Consider the following 16,264-nt stretch of genomic DNA (forward strand, 5'->3'; position numbering starts at 1 on the left):
TTCGGCTTGTGCCGCTGTAAGGGGCGTCCACCATGGGTGGGCGCCCCTTACACATGTCCGTACGGAGGTCAGGCCGCCCTGGCCGCCGCCTCGCGGATCTCCGTGCCGTTGGCCAGGCCCGCCGGATCGAGGCCGAGCGCCGCCGCGGCGGTGGCGCCCACGTCGGCCAGGCTCGACGCGTCCGGCAGCAACTCCACGCCCGGCGCCCCGGCCCGGTGGATCAGCACCGGCACATACTCGCGCGTGTGGTACGCGTGGCCGATCGTCGGGTCGTTGCCGTGGTCGCCCGTGACGATCAGGCGGTCGCCGGGTTCGGAGAGCAGCGACAGCAGCGCCGCGAGCCCTGCGTCGACCTGCTCCAGGATGCGGCCGTACCGCTCGACGTCCTGCTGGTGCCCGGCGAGGTCCGACTCCTGCACATTGGCCACCACCAGCGCGTCGCCGTCCGCCCGCACCGCCTCCAGGGTGTGCGCGAGCACCTCGGCCGTGTCCACGGCGGGCCGCCGCACCGCCGCCTCGCAGGCGAGGATGTCCGCGGCCTTGCCGACGAGTGTCACCGGGATCCCGGCCCGCGCGGCCAGGTCCGGCAGCTGCCGGGCGTGGTCCAACTCGGCGCCCAGGTGCTGCACGTGCAGCCCGCCGTTGCGGTAGAAGCCGGTCGCCGGGGTGTCCAGGCCGACCGTGCCGCCGTCCCCGTCCCGTACGAAGGAGGGCAGCGGCCCGTCCGCGCGCCCGCCCACCGCGATGACCCGGGCGACCGGTGCCACAGCCCGTACCGTGCGGGCGACGGAGAGGATGCCGGGGAAGTCGAGGTCGTCCAGGCGGCCCGAGGCGTTCCAGTTGATGCCGGGGTCCGCCTCCAGGTTGTCGTGCACAAGCACGGCGCCGTCGACCACCAACAGGGACTTGCCGTCGAGGCGTTCGACCCGGTGGCCCGCGTCCGTCAGGGCCCGCGTCACCTCGTCCAGATGGTCCGCGAGCCGGGCCACCGTCACTCTGCTGAAGTCGGCGCCCATCATCGTCTGGTGCCCGGCGAACGTGTCCGCCCCCGGGTAGCCGAGCGCCGCCCGGCCGACCGCGACCGGCAGATGCGTGCGCCGCGCGAGGTCGGGGTGCGGGTGCACGAGACCCAGGCCGAGCGCACCGAGGACCGGAAGCCGCAGCGGCCTGCCGAACGCCTCCCGGCACTGGTCCAGTACGTGCCCGCAGGTGTCCGCCGTCAGGTCGCCGGGGCGCAGCGTCCCGGCGTCCGGCATCGCGCCGACCCCGAATCCGTCCACCACCACGATCACGGTCCTGCTCATGAGACGGCCTTCCCCTGGGAGTCGTACAGACCGGTGAGCCGGGGAGTCCCGGAGGCGAGCCCGGCGACCACCGCGACCGTCGAGCGCGTCACGAAGATCTGCGTACGGAACGCCAGCAGCGCGGTGTCGCCGACCTCGATGCCCGTGCCGGGGGAGGGGGCGTCGAGCAGCCGGTAGTAGTCGATGTTCTCGGCGGGCGCGCCCTGGACCCGCAGGCGGGCGCCGGTGCGGGGGAGCAGCGCCGTCTTGATGCCCGAGCGGGGGTAGAAGCCGCCGCCGTACACCGCGGGACGGCCGTCGGCGAGGGTGTGCGCGACCTCGGTGACGTACACGTACGCGGGCTTCTCGGGCTGGGTGAGGTCGTGGGCGTGCAGCGGGGTGGTGCCGGTCAGGGAGTGGCCCGGTTCGCCGTGCGTGGCGCCGAGTTCGGCGAGCAGCGGGAGCGAGGCCATGGAGGTGGCGCTGGGGGCGCTGAGCTTGAGACCGGTGTGGCCGCGCGCGGACAGTGCCTGACGGGCCTTGAGGGCGATGTCGAAGTTCGGGGTGGCGGCGGGCCGGCCCGTGGCCGGGTCGCACAGTACGCAGGGGAACGCCGTGACGCCCGCGATCCGCATGCCCGGCAGCCGCTCGGCCTCGGCCGCGAAGGCGTCGATCCCGGCGAGCGGTACCCCGCCCTCCTGCCCGGGGTACACGGACCCCTCGGCGCCCTCCAGTCGGATCAACACGTCCTGTACGAAGCCCAGTTCGCGCGCCGCGTCCGAGACTGCGCGGGCGTTGGCGAGGTCGTACACCGTGACCGTCTCGGGGCGCCACGCCAGCATCTCGGGCAGGGCGCGACGCGGGATCTGCACCAGGTGGCCGAGGTTTCCGGCCTCGGCGCCCGCCGCGTGCAGCGTGCGGGCCTCGGGCGGGTCGATGGCGGCGTACCGGGGGATGTGCCGGCCTATGGCGCGGATCAGCTCGGGGTTGCGGCCCAGCTGCTTGACGACGAACCACAGGCTCAGGCCGAGCCGCTCGGCCTCGGCGGCGAGCAGCGCGGCGTTCGCCTCGACGGCGTCGAGGTCCATCACGTAGGTGTCGGGCGGGATCGCGCCCCGTCGGTGCAGGTCCGCCGCGGCGTCGGCCAGCTCGGGGTTGCGGGTGAGCAGACTGTCGAGGAACACGGTCGGTCAGTCCTTGCTGGGTTCGTTCAGGGAGCGGGGTGCGTTCGGTGAGTTGGATCCCCGTGAAGGGGCGAGCTCGTTCAGTGAGCGGCGCAGGATGTCGACGACGAGGTCGGAGCCCGCGCGCATCGGGTTGATCCGGACCGTCCAGTCGGCGAGCGCGGGCGCGTCGTCGAGGGACGAGCTCGACATGCGGTAGAACAGCGGCGCGATCTCGTACCGGGAGTTGGAGCCCACCGGGTAGGGCGCGGCCCCGAACCTCGCGGCCACGTCCGGGAGTTCGCGCGCCACGGGCCTCTCCAGACGGACCAGCAGGCAGCGGTCCTGCGCGTTGGCGATCCGCACCTCGGCGACGCCCGGCACCTCACCGGCCGCGAGCCGCTCGGCGACCTCGGCGCCGACCCGCGACTGGAGGCCCCACATCACCGGTACGTGGGTCAGGGCGCGCAGCGCGTCGAGCGCCTGGTGGCCCTGGACCTGGCCGCCGCCCGAGTAGTTGTCCGCGCGTACGTGCTCGACGAGGTCGCGGGCGCCGACCACGGCGCCGACGCCCTCGGGGCCGTGCAGCTTGAACAGCGAGAAGCAGGAGGCGTCCGCGCCCAGTTCGACCCCGGACGCCGGCACCCGCATGACCGCGTAGTTGTCGTCGACGATGGTGCGCACTCCGGCTTCCCGGCAGGCGGCGAGCACCGTCCCGGGATCGTAGGAGTCGCCGAGCCGCTGCCGCGTGTGCTGCACGTACGCCCAGCGGAACCGGCCGGAGGCCAGCTCGGCGCGGAGTGCGTCCAGGTCGTTGAAGTCGACCTCGTGGGTGCGCACGCCGATGCCGCGCAGGGTGACCTCGGTGGTGCGGTAGACCGGCGCGCGGTGGATGAGCAGCGGATCGCCCGCGCGCACGGCCGCGTTCAGCGCGGCCCGGATGGCGCCGGTGCCCGCGCCCTGGACGAGGGCCGCGTCCTCGGCGCCGAAGAAGTCCGCGAGCACGGCCTCCACCTGGGCGGTGGTCCGCGGCCTGCCGAGCCCGGGCACCACGCCCGCGTCGGCGGCGAACAGCTCGGGGCCCTCGAAGTGCGCGGCCGTGCACTCCAGGAGCCGGAACTGCCGGGCGGCGGCGTCCTCCACGGAGACGGTGGCCAGTGGGTGCGTGGCGGGCAGCGAAGGCGGGTTGAAAACGGTCATGGTCAGATCTCCTCCACGCTCGCGCCGGTCAGGAAACGCAGCGGGTTGCGCCGCGTCAGCAGGTCGACGAGGTCGTCGTCCGCCCCGGCGGCCCGCAGCCTCGGCAGGAAGGAGCGGAACAGATGCCCGTAGCCCTGGCCGCCCTCCGCCGACAGATAGCCGTGCCGGGAGATGTCGCAGCTGAGCAGCGCCCGGTCGGCGTGCCCGGCCTCGATCAGGCTCAGCAGCAGCCGCAGCCGGGTGTCGTCGCTCTGGTAGCCCTCCTTGCCGACCGTGTCGAAGGCGACGTACGCGCCGCTCGCCGCCAGCTCCTTGTGCACGCCCGGTTCGTCGAGCAGGTCCTGGTGCCCGATGGACACGCGATGGGGCGGCAGGCCCTCGGCGGTCAGCAGCTCCAGCTGGGCGAGGCCGCCGTGCCCGAGCTGGGCGTGCGTCGCGACGGAGAGGCCGGTGGCGCTCGCGGCCCGCGCGGCGGCCCGCAGCGAGCGGACCTCGGGTTCGCTCGGCGTGTCCCCGTGGCTGCCGATCTCACCGAGGACGCCGGGCCTGATCCCCGTATCCGTACCCGTATGCGTATCAGTACCTTCGAAGCCGTCCTCGATCTCGCGCACGAGGGTCTCGGTGAGCCGCTCGACGCTCGTGTCCGCCAACTCCTGGGTGTGGAACGGCTCGTAGTACCAGCCGGTCGCCGCGACGACCGCGACCCCGCTCTCCCGGGAGAGCGCGGCGAGCGCGCCCGGGTCGCGGCCCATGCCCCGGCAGGTCAGCTCGACGACGAGGGACAGGTCGAATTCGTCACGCAGCGCGGCCAGTTCGGTGGCGACCGACGGGCCGTGCCGCCGCGCGTCGAGGACGGCGCCGCCGTCGCCTTTGAGGTCCAGGTCCAGGACGAGGTGCTCATGGGCGAGGACGGGGCCGCGGACGGACTCGTAGGAAAGGGGGCCCGTGACGGTGTGGAGGGTGGTGGTGTGCATGGTGGGGGGTGTCCTCTCCTGTGTACTGGCACTACAGGTCCTTCGGCGACGAACTCACCCCTTGACCGGGGTGAACAGGTCCAGCCAGTACAGGACGTTGAGCACGATGCCGCCGACGATCACCGCGGCGGGCGCCGCCGCCATCCGGACGACGGGCCGGCCCATCGCCTCGTTGAGCAGATAGAGCCCGCCCACGATCAGGATGCCGAGGCCCGCGCCCATCGCGTTCGCCGCCATCAACGAGCCGAACAGGATGGCCAGTTGCAGCGTGTCGGTGATCGCGCTGCGCAGGTGCTCCGAGGAGTCCCGCACGCTCGGCAGCTTGCCGAGGAACTTGCCGAGGTACGACAGGGCGAGCACCTCGACCGCGAAGACGAGCGCGCCGACGACCGCCGCGAGGACGGGGTTCGGCATCAGGTAGCCGATGGGGTAGACGAGCGTGAAGCCCGCGATGCCGTACGCGCCGGAGGCCAGGGCCGTCGTCGCGATCAGCGGGATGAAGCCGAAGACGCGGTAGAAGTCGACCTGCGCGGCCTCGCTGTAGTTCCCCTTGGCGATCAGGAAGCTGGTGGCCTCGCCGCCGCCGAATATGTGCATCTGCGCCAGGACGCACACGCCCGCGCCGAGCACCATGAACAGCGGCAGGTACCTGCGCAGCCGGGCCGCGCTCGCGCTGAACAGGGAGGCCATCGGGTCGTCCGCGAGGACGGCCTCCTCGGTCTCCTCTACCTGGTTCGCCCGGTCGGCCTTGCGCTGCCTGAGGTCCTTGGCGATCGCGAGCCCGATCAGCATCAGGACGCCGACGGCCATGGCGATGGCGCCCGCGAAGACGGTCGGCCACAGCTTCATCGTCATCACGACGAGCGCGAGTTCAAGGACGCCTGCGACTCCGCCCCACTTGCGCCCGAACTGCTTGGTGATGGCGAGCACCGGGAACAGCGTGAACAGGAACAGGATCGGCGTCGACATCTGCTGCATCGCGGTCAGGAAGTCGACGGGCAGGTCGTGCGCCAGGTTGTTGGCGCCGCTCAGGCCGAAGACGACGACCGCGCCCCAGGCGCCGCCCAGGATCGGGGCGAGCCACTTCTTGGGCGACAGGATGCCGAGGATGTCGGTCGGCAGGAACAGCAGCCACGGGTTGAGGACGCCCGACGCCAGAGCCATCGGGGCGCCGAGCCCGAAGATGAACCCGGCGGAGAGCCCGAAGGAGACCGCCGTGGTGGCGCTGCGGGTGGATCGCCCCTGGATGAAGTCGAGCATGAAGGGGCGCACGCCGTCGTTGAAGACGGCCAGGGCCATGTGCGAGATGAACGCGGTCAGCGCGCACAGGGCGATCACGGTGAGCTGTTGCGCCAGCGTGAAGTCGAGGTTCGCGCCGGCGGCGAGGACGGTGCCGGGGGAGGAGTTCATGGCATGTCCCTGGGGCTACGAGCGGTCGGCGATCGCGCGCGCGATGACCGGCGCGACCTGCTCGATCTGGTCCATGGAGAAGCCGAACACCTTGTTGCCGTCCGCGAGGAGGGTGGCGACCTCGTCCTCCGTGGGCACGCCGCGGCCGAAGGTGTGGCAGGCGGCCTGCCCCATGAGGCCGACGAGGACGCCGAGGGAGGCGCCGGCGCCGGTGTGACAGGTGCCGAGGAAGTAGTCGGCCTGGCCCGCGCGCAGCTTCATCGCGGCGTCCATGTCGCTGGAGACGGTGACCTCGACGCCGTCGAGCCCCAACTCCTTGACCGTGTTCGCGACTTCGACCTTGCCGACGCCGCCGGTGAGGATCTTCGTCATGGCTGGTTCCCTCTCTCGGGCTCAGTGGGTGGTGTGCTGCCGCGCCAGTACGGCGAGGTGCAGGGCGAGGAAATTGACCTCGGACTCGGGCAGCGAGGCGCCGAGTTCGGCGTGGGCGCGTGCGGAGACGCGGCGGGCGCGCTCGACGGCCTCGGGGTGGTCGGCCAGTTCGTCGGCCACCTGCTCGTCCGTGAGGAACTGGTCGATGGGCGCGCCGTCGAGGAGCCGGGTGAGCGCCATCATCAGATGGCTGGTGAGCATTCCGGTGCTCTCCTCGGTGACGGTGTTGCCCTCGTCCTCCAGGGCGGTCAGCTCGGCGGTCACGAAGTCGGCGACCTCGGGCCTGACCTGGCCGCCCTCACGGAACAGCTGGATGCGGAGGGCTAGTTGGTCATCCATCGGACCTCCCAAGCGGTATGAGCGAGACGAGTGAGACGGGCGATTCGAGCGAAACAGTAACCGGGATTCTGGATTTTGAGCCGATGTGTCGATGTGTCGAGGATTCGGAGCCGGAGCCCTGCGGCCGGATGCCGTCAGTACGAAGGAATGCGATCGCCTCGCAGTACCTCGGTCTGAAGCTGTGCCACCTGCGACAGGTCGAGGGCGTCGTGCACCGCGGAGAGTGCCTTGGCTCCCTCGGTCCTGCCGATGATCGCCGCGCTGGAGTTGCGCAGCGCCAGGTCGCGGGTGACCTCGTCTCCGAGAGGCAGTACGTCGACCTCCATGCCGAGCCGGCCCTGCACCTCGTCGAGGTTCCAGACGGTGGCGTCGACCTGGTCCTGTGCGAACAGATCGCGCAGCTGCATGTAGGAGGACTCGATCCACCGGACGTCCTTGTGCCCGGCGAAGGCCCGCTCTGCCAGCATGCGGTGGTCCTCGGACGTGTGGTCGACGGCGACCCGCAGCCCGGCGGCGTCCAGGGAGGCACCCTTGCGTACGAGGAAGCCGTGCGCCCCCACATACGTGGCCGGTCCGAGATCGGCGACGAGCGCCAGGCTGTCCTGGTGCTGCTCGACCAGGCCGTCCGCCGCGAGCCGCGACAGGACCACCAGGTCGACCTTGCCCTCAAGCAGCGCGGCCGTACGTGCGCCCGCGCCACGCATGAAGGTGATGGCGAAGGGGGTGCCGGCCGCTTCGAAAGCGGCACGCAGTCCGGTGGCGAGGCCTTCGTAGCGCCGCGAATAGGGGAGCGGCATCGCGGCCAGCAGGGTGCCGAGTCCGGAGAGCTGCCACAGGATGGCGCGCTCCGCATGGGTCAGGAAGGTGCCCAGGTGGCCGCGGGCCGAGGTCTCGATGGCGCCGGACTCCTCCAGGAGGCGCAGCGCCGCCTGCACGGTCCCGTTCCCACAGCCCAGCTCATGGGCCAGGTCCTTTACGCGGGGCAGCCGCGTCTCCGGCTCGTGTCCCATCAGGAGGACCGCGAGCCGGCGCGCCGCAAGACCGTTCCGCGTAAGGAAGCGATCGTCGAAACCGTTCACGAACAAGACAGTAACCAGGATTCTGGATACTGGCAAGGGTGTCGGATCTGTGCGGTTATGGCCCCATGGCTGAAGGGCCATGACGAGCGCTTGGCGACGGCAGGCGGCAGGCGGCAAGCGGCAGGAGGAGAGGCAGGCGTGGCGAACCCCGTACCCCCGCGCGACCGGACGGATCAGCCCTGGCGTTCCGAGGGCGCGCCGCCCCCTCCGCCCCCGCCGGGGCCCAAGCGCAAGATGCCAGGCGGCTGGGGCAGCCTCATTCTGACGGCCCTGATCGTCTACCTCATCGCCAACCTGGTGCTGTCGTTCTTCAACGAGGGCGACGAGCCGACGGTCTCGTACACGGAATTCAGCAAGCAGGTCGAGGCCGACAACGTCACCAAGATCTACTCCAAGGGCGACGCGATCCAGGGCGAGCTCAAGAAGGAGAAGCCCACCCCCAAGGACAGCGACAGCAAGCGCGACAACTACACCAAGTTCACGACGCAGCGCCCGGCCTTCGCCGATGACGACCTCTGGGCCAACCTGGAGAAGCACGACGTCACGGTGACGGCCGAACCCGTCGTCCAGGAGCGCAGCTTCCTGTCCAACCTGCTCATCTCGCTCGCCCCGATGCTCCTCCTCGTCGTGCTGTGGGTGTTCATCGCACGGCGCATGAGCCAGGGCATGGGCGGCGGCGCGGGCGGCATGCTCGGCCGCAAACAGCCGCCCAAGCCGGTCGAGCTGGAACCCGGCAAGAAGCGCACCACCTTCCAGGACGTCGCCGGCATCGACGAGGTCAAGGGCGAGCTCGACGACGTCGTCGACTTCCTCAAGAACCCGCAGGACTACCGCGCCATGGGCGCCAAGATGCCGCGCGGCGTGCTCCTCGCGGGCCCGCCCGGCACCGGCAAGACGCTGCTCGCGCGGGCGGTCGCCGGCGAGGCGGGGGTGCCGTTCTTCTCGGCCTCCGCCTCGGAGTTCATCGAGATGATCGTCGGCGTCGGTGCCTCGCGCGTACGGGAGCTGTTCGCCGAGGCCCGCAAGGTCGCCCCGTCGATCATCTTCATCGACGAGATCGACACCATCGGCCGGGCCCGCGGCGGTGGCGGCGGCATGGGCGGTCACGACGAGCGCGAGCAGACCCTCAACCAGATCCTCACGGAGATGGACGGCTTCTCCGGCTCCGAGGGCGTCATCGTCATCGCGGCGACCAACCGCGCGGACGTCCTCGACCCGGCGCTGACCCGGCCGGGGCGCTTCGACCGCATGGTCACCGTCTCGCCGCCGGACCGCGACGGCCGCGAGTCCATCCTCAAGATCCACACCCGGGACATCCCGCTGGCCCCCGATGTCGACCTCACCCAGGTCGCACGTACGACCCCGGGCATGACCGGCGCCGACCTCGCGAACCTGACCAACGAGGCCGCGCTGCTCGCCGTCAAGCGCAAGGAGAAGCAGGTAGGCCAGTCCGAGCTCTCCGAAGCGCTCGAAAAGGTCCAGCTCGGCGCCGAACGGCCACTGGTGATGCCCGACGAGGAGCGCCGCCGCACCGCCTTCCACGAGAGCGGCCACGCCCTCCTCGGCATGCTGCGGCCCGGCGCCGACCCCGTCCGCAAGATCACGATCGTGCCGCGCGGCCGCGCCCTCGGCGTCACGCTCTCCACCCCGGACTCCGACAAGTACGCGTACACGGAGGAGTACCTGCGGGGCCGCATCATCGGCGCCCTCGGCGGCATGGCGGCCGAACAGGTCGTCTACGGAGTCATCACGACCGGCGCCGAGAACGACCTGGAGCAGGTCACCAACATCGCCCGCGGCATGGTCGCCCGCTGGGGCATGAGCGAGAAGGTCGGCCGCCTGTCCGCCCTCCCGAACGACGCCCAGCAGGCGTACGGCCTGTCCGCCGCCCCCGACACCCTCGACACGATCGACGGCGAGATGCGCCGCATCGTGGACGAGTGCTACGAGGAGGCGTGCCAGAAGCTGCGCGACAACCGGGACAAGCTCGACGCGCTGGCCGAGGCGCTCATGGAGAACGAGACGCTGGAGGAGGCGGACGCGTACCGGATCGCCGGCGTCACGCGCTTCACCAAGGACTGAACCGGCAGCCTGTCGCTCGGGCCCGCACGCCGTACGGTGTGCGGGCCTTCGGCTTGTGGTGCCTCCTTGCGGTGTCTCACGGCGTGCGGGCTATCAGGTACCTGAAGACATTGGGCATCCACACCGTGCCGTCGGCGCGCACATGGGCCTGCAGCGCCTCGGACACCTCCTTGTCGACCTGCGCCCGGTCCGTCGCCCCCACGGCGGCGTCGAACAGGCCCGTCGAAAGGAGGCCGCGCACCGCGCTCTCGGCGTCCGCGTACCCGAAGGGGCACGCCACCCGGCCGGAACCGTCGGGCCGCAGCCCCGCCCGCTGAGCGACCTCCTCCAGGTCGTCACGGAGCGCCGGGCGCCAACTCCCCGTGCTACGTAGGGGGTCGGCGAGTTTTGTGGCCACTCGTAGGACGGACGACGTGGCACAGCGCTCCGGAGGACCCCAGCCGACCAGCACCATGGCGGCGCCACGGCCCGCCAGGGGAGCCACGCTCTCCAGACGCGCGGACAGCCCCTCGGAGTCCCCGGCCACACAACCGATCGGCCGGAAGTCGGTGATCACGTCGTACGGGGTCCCGCCGGGATCGGTCGCGGTGAGATCGGCGGCGTCGGCCGTCGTGAGCCGGGCGTCCGCGGCCTCCCGCGGCCCGGAGGCGTCGGGCAGCAGCCGCTCCTCCGCCAGGGCGAGGAGCTCGGGCTCAGAGGGCTCGACGCCGGTCACGGCCGCTCCGCGCGACGCGGCCATCAGGAGCGCGAGCCCGGAGCCGCAGTCAAGGCCGAGGAGCCGGGTGCCCGCACCGACCTCCAAACGCTCGTAGACCGCTTCGTAGAGCGGCACCAGCATCCGTTCCTGAATCTCCGCCCAGTCACGCGCGCGTGCGCACAAGTCCGTACGCGGCGCGGGGGCCGTGTGAGGGAGGTGCCGCCGCACGAGCGTAGGTGTCATCGAAAGTGCCCCAATCCACCGAGAGATGCCGAGAGTTGTCGCCGTGCCGGCTGACCGTTCGCATGGCGTACGGCCGTGTTCGCGCGCTGCTCGCACTCCCCCCGTATGCCAGAAAACTCCGCAACGTCCGCCGCGTCTAGGGGGTGTTTGGCAGGTGCGGCGACAATGCGCGTGTGCACCGTCGTGCGCCCCCGGGAGGTCATATGACGGGCGCACTCGGGTGGCCCCGGGCATACGGGCGAAAAGGATTCGAGTGCGCCACAGCCCGCGCCGTAGCATCCGCGACATGGCCAAACCCCGCGTTCTCACGCCCCGGACGGAAGACTTTCCGCGCTGGTACCAGGACCTGATCACCAAGGCCGAACTGGCCGACAACGGTCCGGTGCGCGGCACCATGGTCATCCGACCGTACGGCTACGGCCTGTGGGAGCGGATGCAGCGGGAGATGGACGACCGCATCAAGGAGACGGGCACGCAGAACGCGTACTTCCCGCTCCTGATCCCGCAGTCCTACCTCACCAAGGAGGCCGACCACGTCGAGGGCTTCGCGCCCGAGCTGGCCGTGGTCACGCACGGCGGCGGCAAGGAGCTGGAGGAGCCCGCCGTCGTCCGCCCCACCTCCGAGATGGTCGTCAACGCCTCCTTCGCCAAGTGGGTGCAGAGCTACCGGGACCTGCCGCTGCTCATCAATCAGTGGGCGAACGTGGTCCGCTGGGAGCTGCGGCCCCGCCTTTTCCTCCGAACGACGGAATTCCTCTGGCAGGAGGGCCACACGGCGCACGCGACCTACGAAGAGGCGCGCGACTTCGCGGCGCGCATCCACCGGGACGTCTACGCGGACTTCATGGAGAACGTCCTCGCGATGGACGTCCTCCTGGGGCGGAAGACGGCCAAGGAGCGCTTCGCCGGCGCCATCAACACCCTCACCCTCGAAGGGATGATGGGCGACGGCAAGGCCCTCCAGATGGGCACGAGCCACGAGCTCGGCCAGAACTTCGCCAAGGCGTTCAACACGCGCTACCTGTCCAAGGACGGCTCGGAAGAGCTGGTCTGGCAGACCTCCTGGGGCTCGACGACCCGCATGATCGGCGCGCTGGTGATGATGCACGGCGACGACAACGGGCTGCGCGTCCCGCCCCGCCTCGCGGCCACCCAGGTCGTCGTACTCGCCGTCAAGGATGACGAGGCGGTGCTCCACAAGGTGCGCGAAATCGGCGACGTACTTAAGAAGGCGGGAATCCGTGTCCACGTGGACGACCGCACCGACACTCCCTTCGGACGCCGCGCCGTCGACTGGGAGCTGAAGGGCGTGCCCGTACGCGTCGAGGTCGGGCCCCGCGACCTGGAGAGCGGCACCGGGATGCTCGCCCGGCGCATCCCCGGCGGCAAGACCTCGGTCGCCCTGGAGGCACTGACCGCGGTGCTGCCCAAGATCCTGGAGGAGGACCAGGCGCTGCTGCTCGCGCAGTCACGGGAGCGGCGGCAACTGCGGACGACCGACGTGGCCACGGTCACCGAAGCGCTGGAGGCGACCGCCGCGGGCGGCTGGGCGCGCATCCCGTGGGCCACCCTCGGGGAGGCGGGCGAGAACGAGCTCGCCGGGCACGGCGTGTCCGTACGGTGTCTGCTCACCCCCGAAGGGGCGGTGCCGGACGCCGACGACGCGGCCGGTAACGTCGCGGTCGTGGCGCGCGCCTACTAGGCGCGTGTACCGGAGGGCGCTCGCGAAGGCGTACATGCCACTACGCACCACCTTGTTGTGAGCTGTGCGCCTTCTCCGTACATTTGCGCACCCGCCCTCCTCGGGACGCATCAGTGGGAACTGACTGGTACGTGCAAATTATTTGGGATGCCCCGGAATAGGAACACGGAGGCACCCCGGCTCGTTGTCACGACGTGAGCACGACACCACCTGTTCTCGCCGCAGAGCTGGCAGGGGCGTGGGCCGACATTCAGCGGCACCACCCCGAACTGCCGGATCTTGCCGCGCCCGAATCCCTGATCGGCGAGTCGTCGTCCGCCTGTGGACGCGAGCTCTCCTTCGAGCGACTCCTTCATGAGGCAGTCCACGGCATCGCAGCCGCGCGCGGAATCCGCGACACCTCGCGCGCCGGCCGCTATCACAACCGCAGATTCCTGGCCATCGCCGAGGAGTTGGGCCTCGACCACCCCGAGGAACCGCACCCCAGCAGCGGCTTCTCGCTGGTCACGCTCAACCCGGAGGCGAAGCAGCGCTACCGGCAGACGATCGAGCGGATCCAGCGCGCCCTGAAGGCGCACACCGTGGCGACCGCCGCGGACACCAAGCGCAGCTTCCGCGGTCCGGCCGCCCGGCACGGCTCCTCCGGGGGCGGAGTCCGCGTCAAGGCGGTCTGTGACTGCGGGCGCAACGTCCGAGTGGTGCCGTCGGTGCTCGCGCAGGCCCCGATCATGTGCGGCGGCTGCGGAAAGCCGTTCCGCATTCCGGAGATCGTCGGTGTCGCGGCTGGGTGAGGGCCGTGCTCCTGGTGGGGGGCGGACCGGAGTTCGGTCACCCCCGCGTCATGTGGCACAATGGCTAGCTGTACTCGACAGTCGCATAGGACCCCTCTCTCCTCCGGCTGACGCGTCCGTCGGGCACTCGGGTACCGCAACCCCACGCGGCAATCTCGCCGTGCCCACCCACGTCAAGACCAGGAGACACCACTCCCGTGGCAGTCAAGATCAAGCTGAAGCGTCTGGGCAAGATCCGCGCGCCTCACTACCGCATCATCGTCGCCGACTCCCGCACCCGCCGTGATGGCCGTGCGATCGAGGAGATCGGCCTGTACCACCCGGTGCAGAACCCGTCGCGCATCGAGGTCGACTCTGAGCGTGTCCAGTACTGGCTGGGTGTCGGCGCGCAGCCGACCGAGCCGGTCGCGGCCATCCTCAAGGTCACCGGTGACTGGCAGAAGTTCAAGGGTCTGCCGGCCCCGGCGCCGATGAAGGTTGCCGAGCCGAAGGCCGCCCGCCCCTCCTTCGAGGCGCTGGCCACCGAGGACGAGCCCAAGGGTGAGGCCATCACCCAGAAGAAGAAGGCTGAGAAGAAGGACGAGGCCGCTGAGGCCGCGTCCGAGTCGACCGAGGCCTGAGCATGCTCGAGGAGGCTCTTGAGCACCTCGTGAAGGGCATCGTCGACAACCCCGACGACGTGCAGGTCGCCTCGCGCAACCTGCGCCGGGGCCGCGTTCTCGAGGTCCGGGTCCACCCCGACGACCTCGGCAAGGTGATCGGCCGCAACGGCCGCACCGCGCGCGCTCTGCGTACTGTCGTGGGTGCCATCGGCGGCCGTGGTGTCCGCGTCGACCTCGTCGACGTCGACCAGGTTCGCTGAGAAAAGTTGAACACCGGCTCGGGCCGGGGAGGGCTTTCGAGCCGTCCCCGGCCTGAGTCGTTTGTGCCCCTTGGCGGGCTGACAGGAGAGTTTCCGACGTGCAGTTGGTAGTCGGGCGCATCGGTCGCGCCCACGGCATCAAGGGTGAGGTCACCATCGAGGTGCGCACCGACGAGCCCGAGCTGCGGCTCGGCCCCGGCGCGCGACTCGCCACCGACCCGGCCTCCACGGGCCCGCTCACCATCGAGTCCGGCCGGGTGCACAGCGGCCGGCTGCTGCTGCGCTTCGAGGGCGTGCGGGACAGGACCGCGGCCGAGGCGCTGCGCAACACCCTCCTGATCGCCGCGGTGGACCCCGAGGAACTGCCCGAGGAAGAGGACGAGTTCTACGACCACCAGCTCATGGACCTCGACGTCGTCCTGGCCGACGGCACCGAGGTCGGCAGGATCACGGAGATCTCGCACCTGCCCTCGCAGGACCTGTTCATCGTGGAGCGGCCCGACGGCAGCGAGGTCATGATCCCGTTCGTCGAGGAGATCGTCACCGAGATCGACCTCGAAGAGCAGAAGGCCGTCATCGACCCGCCGCCCGGCCTGATCGACGACCGCGCCGAGATCGCGTCGTCGCGTGAGGAGAAGTCCCCCGAAGGCTTCTCGCGCGAAGAGGGGGACGAGTCCGCATGAGACTCGACGTCGTCACGATCTTCCCCGAGTACCTGGAACCGCTGAACGTCTCCCTCGTCGGCAAGGCACGCGCGCGTGGTCAACTCGACGTCCACGCGCACGACTTGCGGCAGTGGACCCACGACCGGCACAACACGGTCGACGACACGCCCTACGGCGGCGGCCCCGGCATGGTCATGAAGACCGAGCCGTGGGGCGACTGCCTCGACGACGTACTCGCCGAAGGGTACGAGAGCGGCGCCCAGGGGCCCGTCCTGGTCATTCCCACGCCCTCCGGGCGCCCCTTCACCCAGGAACTCGCCGTAGAGCTCTCCGAGCGCCCCTGGCTGGTCTTCACGCCCGCGCGCTACGAGGGCATCGACCGCCGCGTCATCGACGAGTACGCGACCCGGATGCCGGTCTACGAGGTCTCCATCGGCGACTACGTCCTCGCGGGCGGGGAGGCCGCCGTGCTCGTGATCACGGAGGCCGTGGCGCGGCTGCTGCCCGGCGTGCTCGGCAACGCCTCCTCGCACGAGGACGACTCCTTCGCGCCCGGCGCGATGGCCAACCTCCTGGAGGGGCCCGTTTACACGAAGCCTCCTCTGTGGCGCGACCGGGACATCCCCGACGTGCTGCTCAGCGGCCATCACGGCAAGATCGCCCGCTGGCGCCGCGACGAGGCGCTGCGCCGCACCACGCGCAACCGGCCCGATCTGATCGAGCGCACCGACCCCAAGGCCTTCGACAAGAAGGACCGCGAAATGCTCTCGATCCTGGGCTGGGGGCCGCGTCCCGACGGGCGATTTGGGCCGACGCCCGAGATCGTGGAAGAATAGGCCGCTGCTGTACGTCCAGCCTGCGCCCCTGCCACAGGGGGAACGACGCAAGGCCCGACGCGAACAGCTACCGAAACTCATCGCATACCTCCCGCCGATGACCTGTGGCATCGGCGAAGAAAGCAGACGATCATGGCTAACCTGCTCGACTCCGTCGACTCCGCGTCCCTGCGCGACGACGTCCCGGCGTTCCGCCCCGGCGACACCGTCAACGTCCACGTGCGCGTCATCGAGGGCAACCGCTCCCGTGTGCAGCAGTTCAAGGGCGTAGTCATCCGCCGCCAGGGCGCCGGCGTCCGCGAGACCTTCACGGTCCGCAAGGTCTCCTTCTCCGTCGGCGTCGAGCGCACCTTCCCGGTGCACACCCCGATCGTCGAGAAGATCGAGCTCGTCACCAAGGGTGACGTCCGCCGCGCCAAGCTGTACTACCTCCGTGACCTGCGCGGCAAGGCCGCGAAGATCAAGGAGAAGCGCGAGAACTGAGCCGCTCGACGCCCCCAGGGGGC

Annotated in this window: 17 protein-coding genes; 8 read left to right on the forward strand and 9 right to left on the reverse strand. The window is 70.6% G+C overall.

The window, feature by feature from the left end; translation table 11 throughout:
• Positions 1-68 precede the first annotated feature (68 nt).
• From ACIRHA_RS28600 to yhfZ, 8 genes are all read right to left on the reverse strand, one after another.
• Positions 69-1,304: a phosphopentomutase gene (locus tag ACIRHA_RS28600; RefSeq protein ID WP_403851595.1), complete on the reverse strand. Its 1,236-nt coding sequence runs from the start codon at positions 1,302-1,304 to the stop codon at positions 69-71.
• Positions 1,301-2,467 carry an alanine racemase gene (locus ACIRHA_RS28605; RefSeq protein WP_403851598.1) on the reverse strand — a complete coding sequence of 389 codons (1,167 nt, stop codon included), beginning with the start codon at positions 2,465-2,467 and terminating at the stop codon, positions 1,301-1,303. Before ACIRHA_RS28605 ends, ACIRHA_RS28600 begins: the two co-directional genes overlap by 4 nt.
• Before the next feature lie 6 nt (positions 2,468-2,473).
• Positions 2,474-3,646, reverse strand: coding sequence for an aminotransferase class V-fold PLP-dependent enzyme (locus ACIRHA_RS28610; RefSeq protein WP_403851601.1), 1,173 nt, complete (start codon positions 3,644-3,646; stop codon positions 2,474-2,476).
• A gap of 2 nt (positions 3,647-3,648) precedes the next feature.
• A complete protein-coding gene (locus tag ACIRHA_RS28615) occupies positions 3,649-4,620 on the reverse strand; it encodes a phosphotriesterase (protein WP_403851604.1) in 972 nt (323 codons plus the stop codon).
• Positions 4,621-4,674: 54 nt separating this feature from the next.
• Positions 4,675-6,030, reverse strand: coding sequence for a YhfT family protein (locus ACIRHA_RS28620; RefSeq protein WP_403851607.1), 1,356 nt, complete (start codon positions 6,028-6,030; stop codon positions 4,675-4,677).
• A gap of 15 nt (positions 6,031-6,045) precedes the next feature.
• Positions 6,046-6,402, reverse strand: a complete 357-nt coding sequence (locus ACIRHA_RS28625; RefSeq protein WP_403851610.1) for a DUF2620 domain-containing protein — start codon at positions 6,400-6,402, stop codon at positions 6,046-6,048.
• A 21-nt stretch (positions 6,403-6,423) separates the two neighbouring features.
• Positions 6,424-6,801 carry a PRD domain-containing protein gene (locus tag ACIRHA_RS28630; protein ID WP_403851613.1) on the reverse strand — a complete coding sequence of 126 codons (378 nt, stop codon included), beginning with the start codon at positions 6,799-6,801 and terminating at the stop codon, positions 6,424-6,426.
• Positions 6,802-6,935: 134 nt separating this feature from the next.
• On the reverse strand, positions 6,936-7,880 hold the full coding sequence (gene yhfZ, locus ACIRHA_RS28635) for a GntR family transcriptional regulator YhfZ (RefSeq protein WP_403851616.1): 945 nt from the start codon (positions 7,878-7,880) through the stop codon (positions 6,936-6,938).
• A 138-nt stretch (positions 7,881-8,018) separates the two neighbouring features.
• Here yhfZ and ftsH point away from each other — a divergent pair, with 138 nt between their 5' ends.
• Positions 8,019-9,962 carry an ATP-dependent zinc metalloprotease FtsH gene (gene ftsH / locus ACIRHA_RS28640; protein WP_403851618.1) on the forward strand — a complete coding sequence of 648 codons (1,944 nt, stop codon included), beginning with the start codon at positions 8,019-8,021 and terminating at the stop codon, positions 9,960-9,962.
• Between the two features lie 76 nt (positions 9,963-10,038).
• On the opposite strand, the gene ACIRHA_RS28645 is transcribed toward ftsH, so the two are convergent.
• Positions 10,039-10,902 (reverse strand): SAM-dependent methyltransferase, encoded by an 864-nt coding sequence (locus ACIRHA_RS28645; protein WP_403851620.1) that lies wholly within the window; start codon positions 10,900-10,902, stop codon positions 10,039-10,041.
• A gap of 286 nt (positions 10,903-11,188) precedes the next feature.
• On the opposite strand from ACIRHA_RS28645, the gene proS reads away from it, so the two are divergent.
• The 7 genes from proS to rplS all read left to right on the forward strand — a co-directional run bounded on the left by proS (position 11,189) and on the right by rplS (position 16,241).
• A complete protein-coding gene (proS, locus tag ACIRHA_RS28650) occupies positions 11,189-12,604 on the forward strand; it encodes a proline--tRNA ligase (RefSeq protein WP_403851623.1) in 1,416 nt (471 codons plus the stop codon).
• A 194-nt stretch (positions 12,605-12,798) separates the two neighbouring features.
• Positions 12,799-13,395: a hypothetical protein gene (locus ACIRHA_RS28655; RefSeq protein WP_351336314.1), complete on the forward strand. Its 597-nt coding sequence runs from the start codon at positions 12,799-12,801 to the stop codon at positions 13,393-13,395.
• 197 nt (positions 13,396-13,592) lie between these two features.
• Complete coding sequence (gene rpsP, locus ACIRHA_RS28660) at positions 13,593-14,015, forward strand: 30S ribosomal protein S16 (protein WP_403851625.1); 423 nt, start codon at positions 13,593-13,595, stop codon at positions 14,013-14,015.
• Between the two features lie 2 nt (positions 14,016-14,017).
• The gene (locus tag ACIRHA_RS28665) at positions 14,018-14,257 is read left to right on the forward strand and encodes an RNA-binding protein (RefSeq protein WP_014176063.1); all 240 of its coding nucleotides are present in this window, start codon (positions 14,018-14,020) and stop codon (positions 14,255-14,257) included.
• Positions 14,258-14,355: 98 nt separating this feature from the next.
• The gene (gene rimM / locus ACIRHA_RS28670; protein ID WP_403851628.1) at positions 14,356-14,940 is read left to right on the forward strand and encodes a ribosome maturation factor RimM; all 585 of its coding nucleotides are present in this window, start codon (positions 14,356-14,358) and stop codon (positions 14,938-14,940) included.
• Positions 14,937-15,758 (forward strand): tRNA (guanosine(37)-N1)-methyltransferase TrmD, encoded by an 822-nt coding sequence (gene trmD / locus ACIRHA_RS28675; RefSeq protein ID WP_403851630.1) that lies wholly within the window; start codon positions 14,937-14,939, stop codon positions 15,756-15,758. Before rimM ends, trmD begins: the two co-directional genes overlap by 4 nt.
• Positions 15,759-15,890: 132 nt before the next feature.
• The gene (rplS, locus tag ACIRHA_RS28680; RefSeq protein ID WP_403851633.1) at positions 15,891-16,241 is read left to right on the forward strand and encodes a 50S ribosomal protein L19; all 351 of its coding nucleotides are present in this window, start codon (positions 15,891-15,893) and stop codon (positions 16,239-16,241) included.
• Positions 16,242-16,264 lie beyond the last annotated feature (23 nt).

Source organism: Streptomyces sp. NPDC102360, assembly GCF_044766085.1.
Taxonomy (GTDB): Bacteria; Actinomycetota; Actinomycetes; order Streptomycetales; family Streptomycetaceae; genus Streptomyces.

Coding starts and splice junctions, on each gene's coding strand:
- ACIRHA_RS28600 (WP_403851595.1), bottom strand. CDS start 1,304: ATGAGCAGGACCGTGATCGTGGTGGTGGACGGATTCGGGGTCGGCGCG.
- ACIRHA_RS28610 (WP_403851601.1), bottom strand. CDS start 3,646: ATGACCGTTTTCAACCCGCCTTCGCTGCCCGCCACGCACCCACTGGCC.
- ACIRHA_RS28615 (WP_403851604.1), bottom strand. CDS start 4,620: ATGCACACCACCACCCTCCACACCGTCACGGGCCCCCTTTCCTACGAG.
- ACIRHA_RS28620 (WP_403851607.1), bottom strand. CDS start 6,030: ATGAACTCCTCCCCCGGCACCGTCCTCGCCGCCGGCGCGAACCTCGAC.
- ACIRHA_RS28625 (WP_403851610.1), bottom strand. CDS start 6,402: ATGACGAAGATCCTCACCGGCGGCGTCGGCAAGGTCGAAGTCGCGAAC.
- ACIRHA_RS28630 (WP_403851613.1), bottom strand. CDS start 6,801: ATGGATGACCAACTAGCCCTCCGCATCCAGCTGTTCCGTGAGGGCGGC.
- ACIRHA_RS28645 (WP_403851620.1), bottom strand. CDS start 10,902: ATGACACCTACGCTCGTGCGGCGGCACCTCCCTCACACGGCCCCCGCG.
- proS (WP_403851623.1), top strand. CDS start 11,189: ATGGCCAAACCCCGCGTTCTCACGCCCCGGACGGAAGACTTTCCGCGC.
- ACIRHA_RS28665 (WP_014176063.1), top strand. CDS start 14,018: ATGCTCGAGGAGGCTCTTGAGCACCTCGTGAAGGGCATCGTCGACAAC.
- trmD (WP_403851630.1), top strand. CDS start 14,937: ATGAGACTCGACGTCGTCACGATCTTCCCCGAGTACCTGGAACCGCTG.
- rplS (WP_403851633.1), top strand. CDS start 15,891: ATGGCTAACCTGCTCGACTCCGTCGACTCCGCGTCCCTGCGCGACGAC.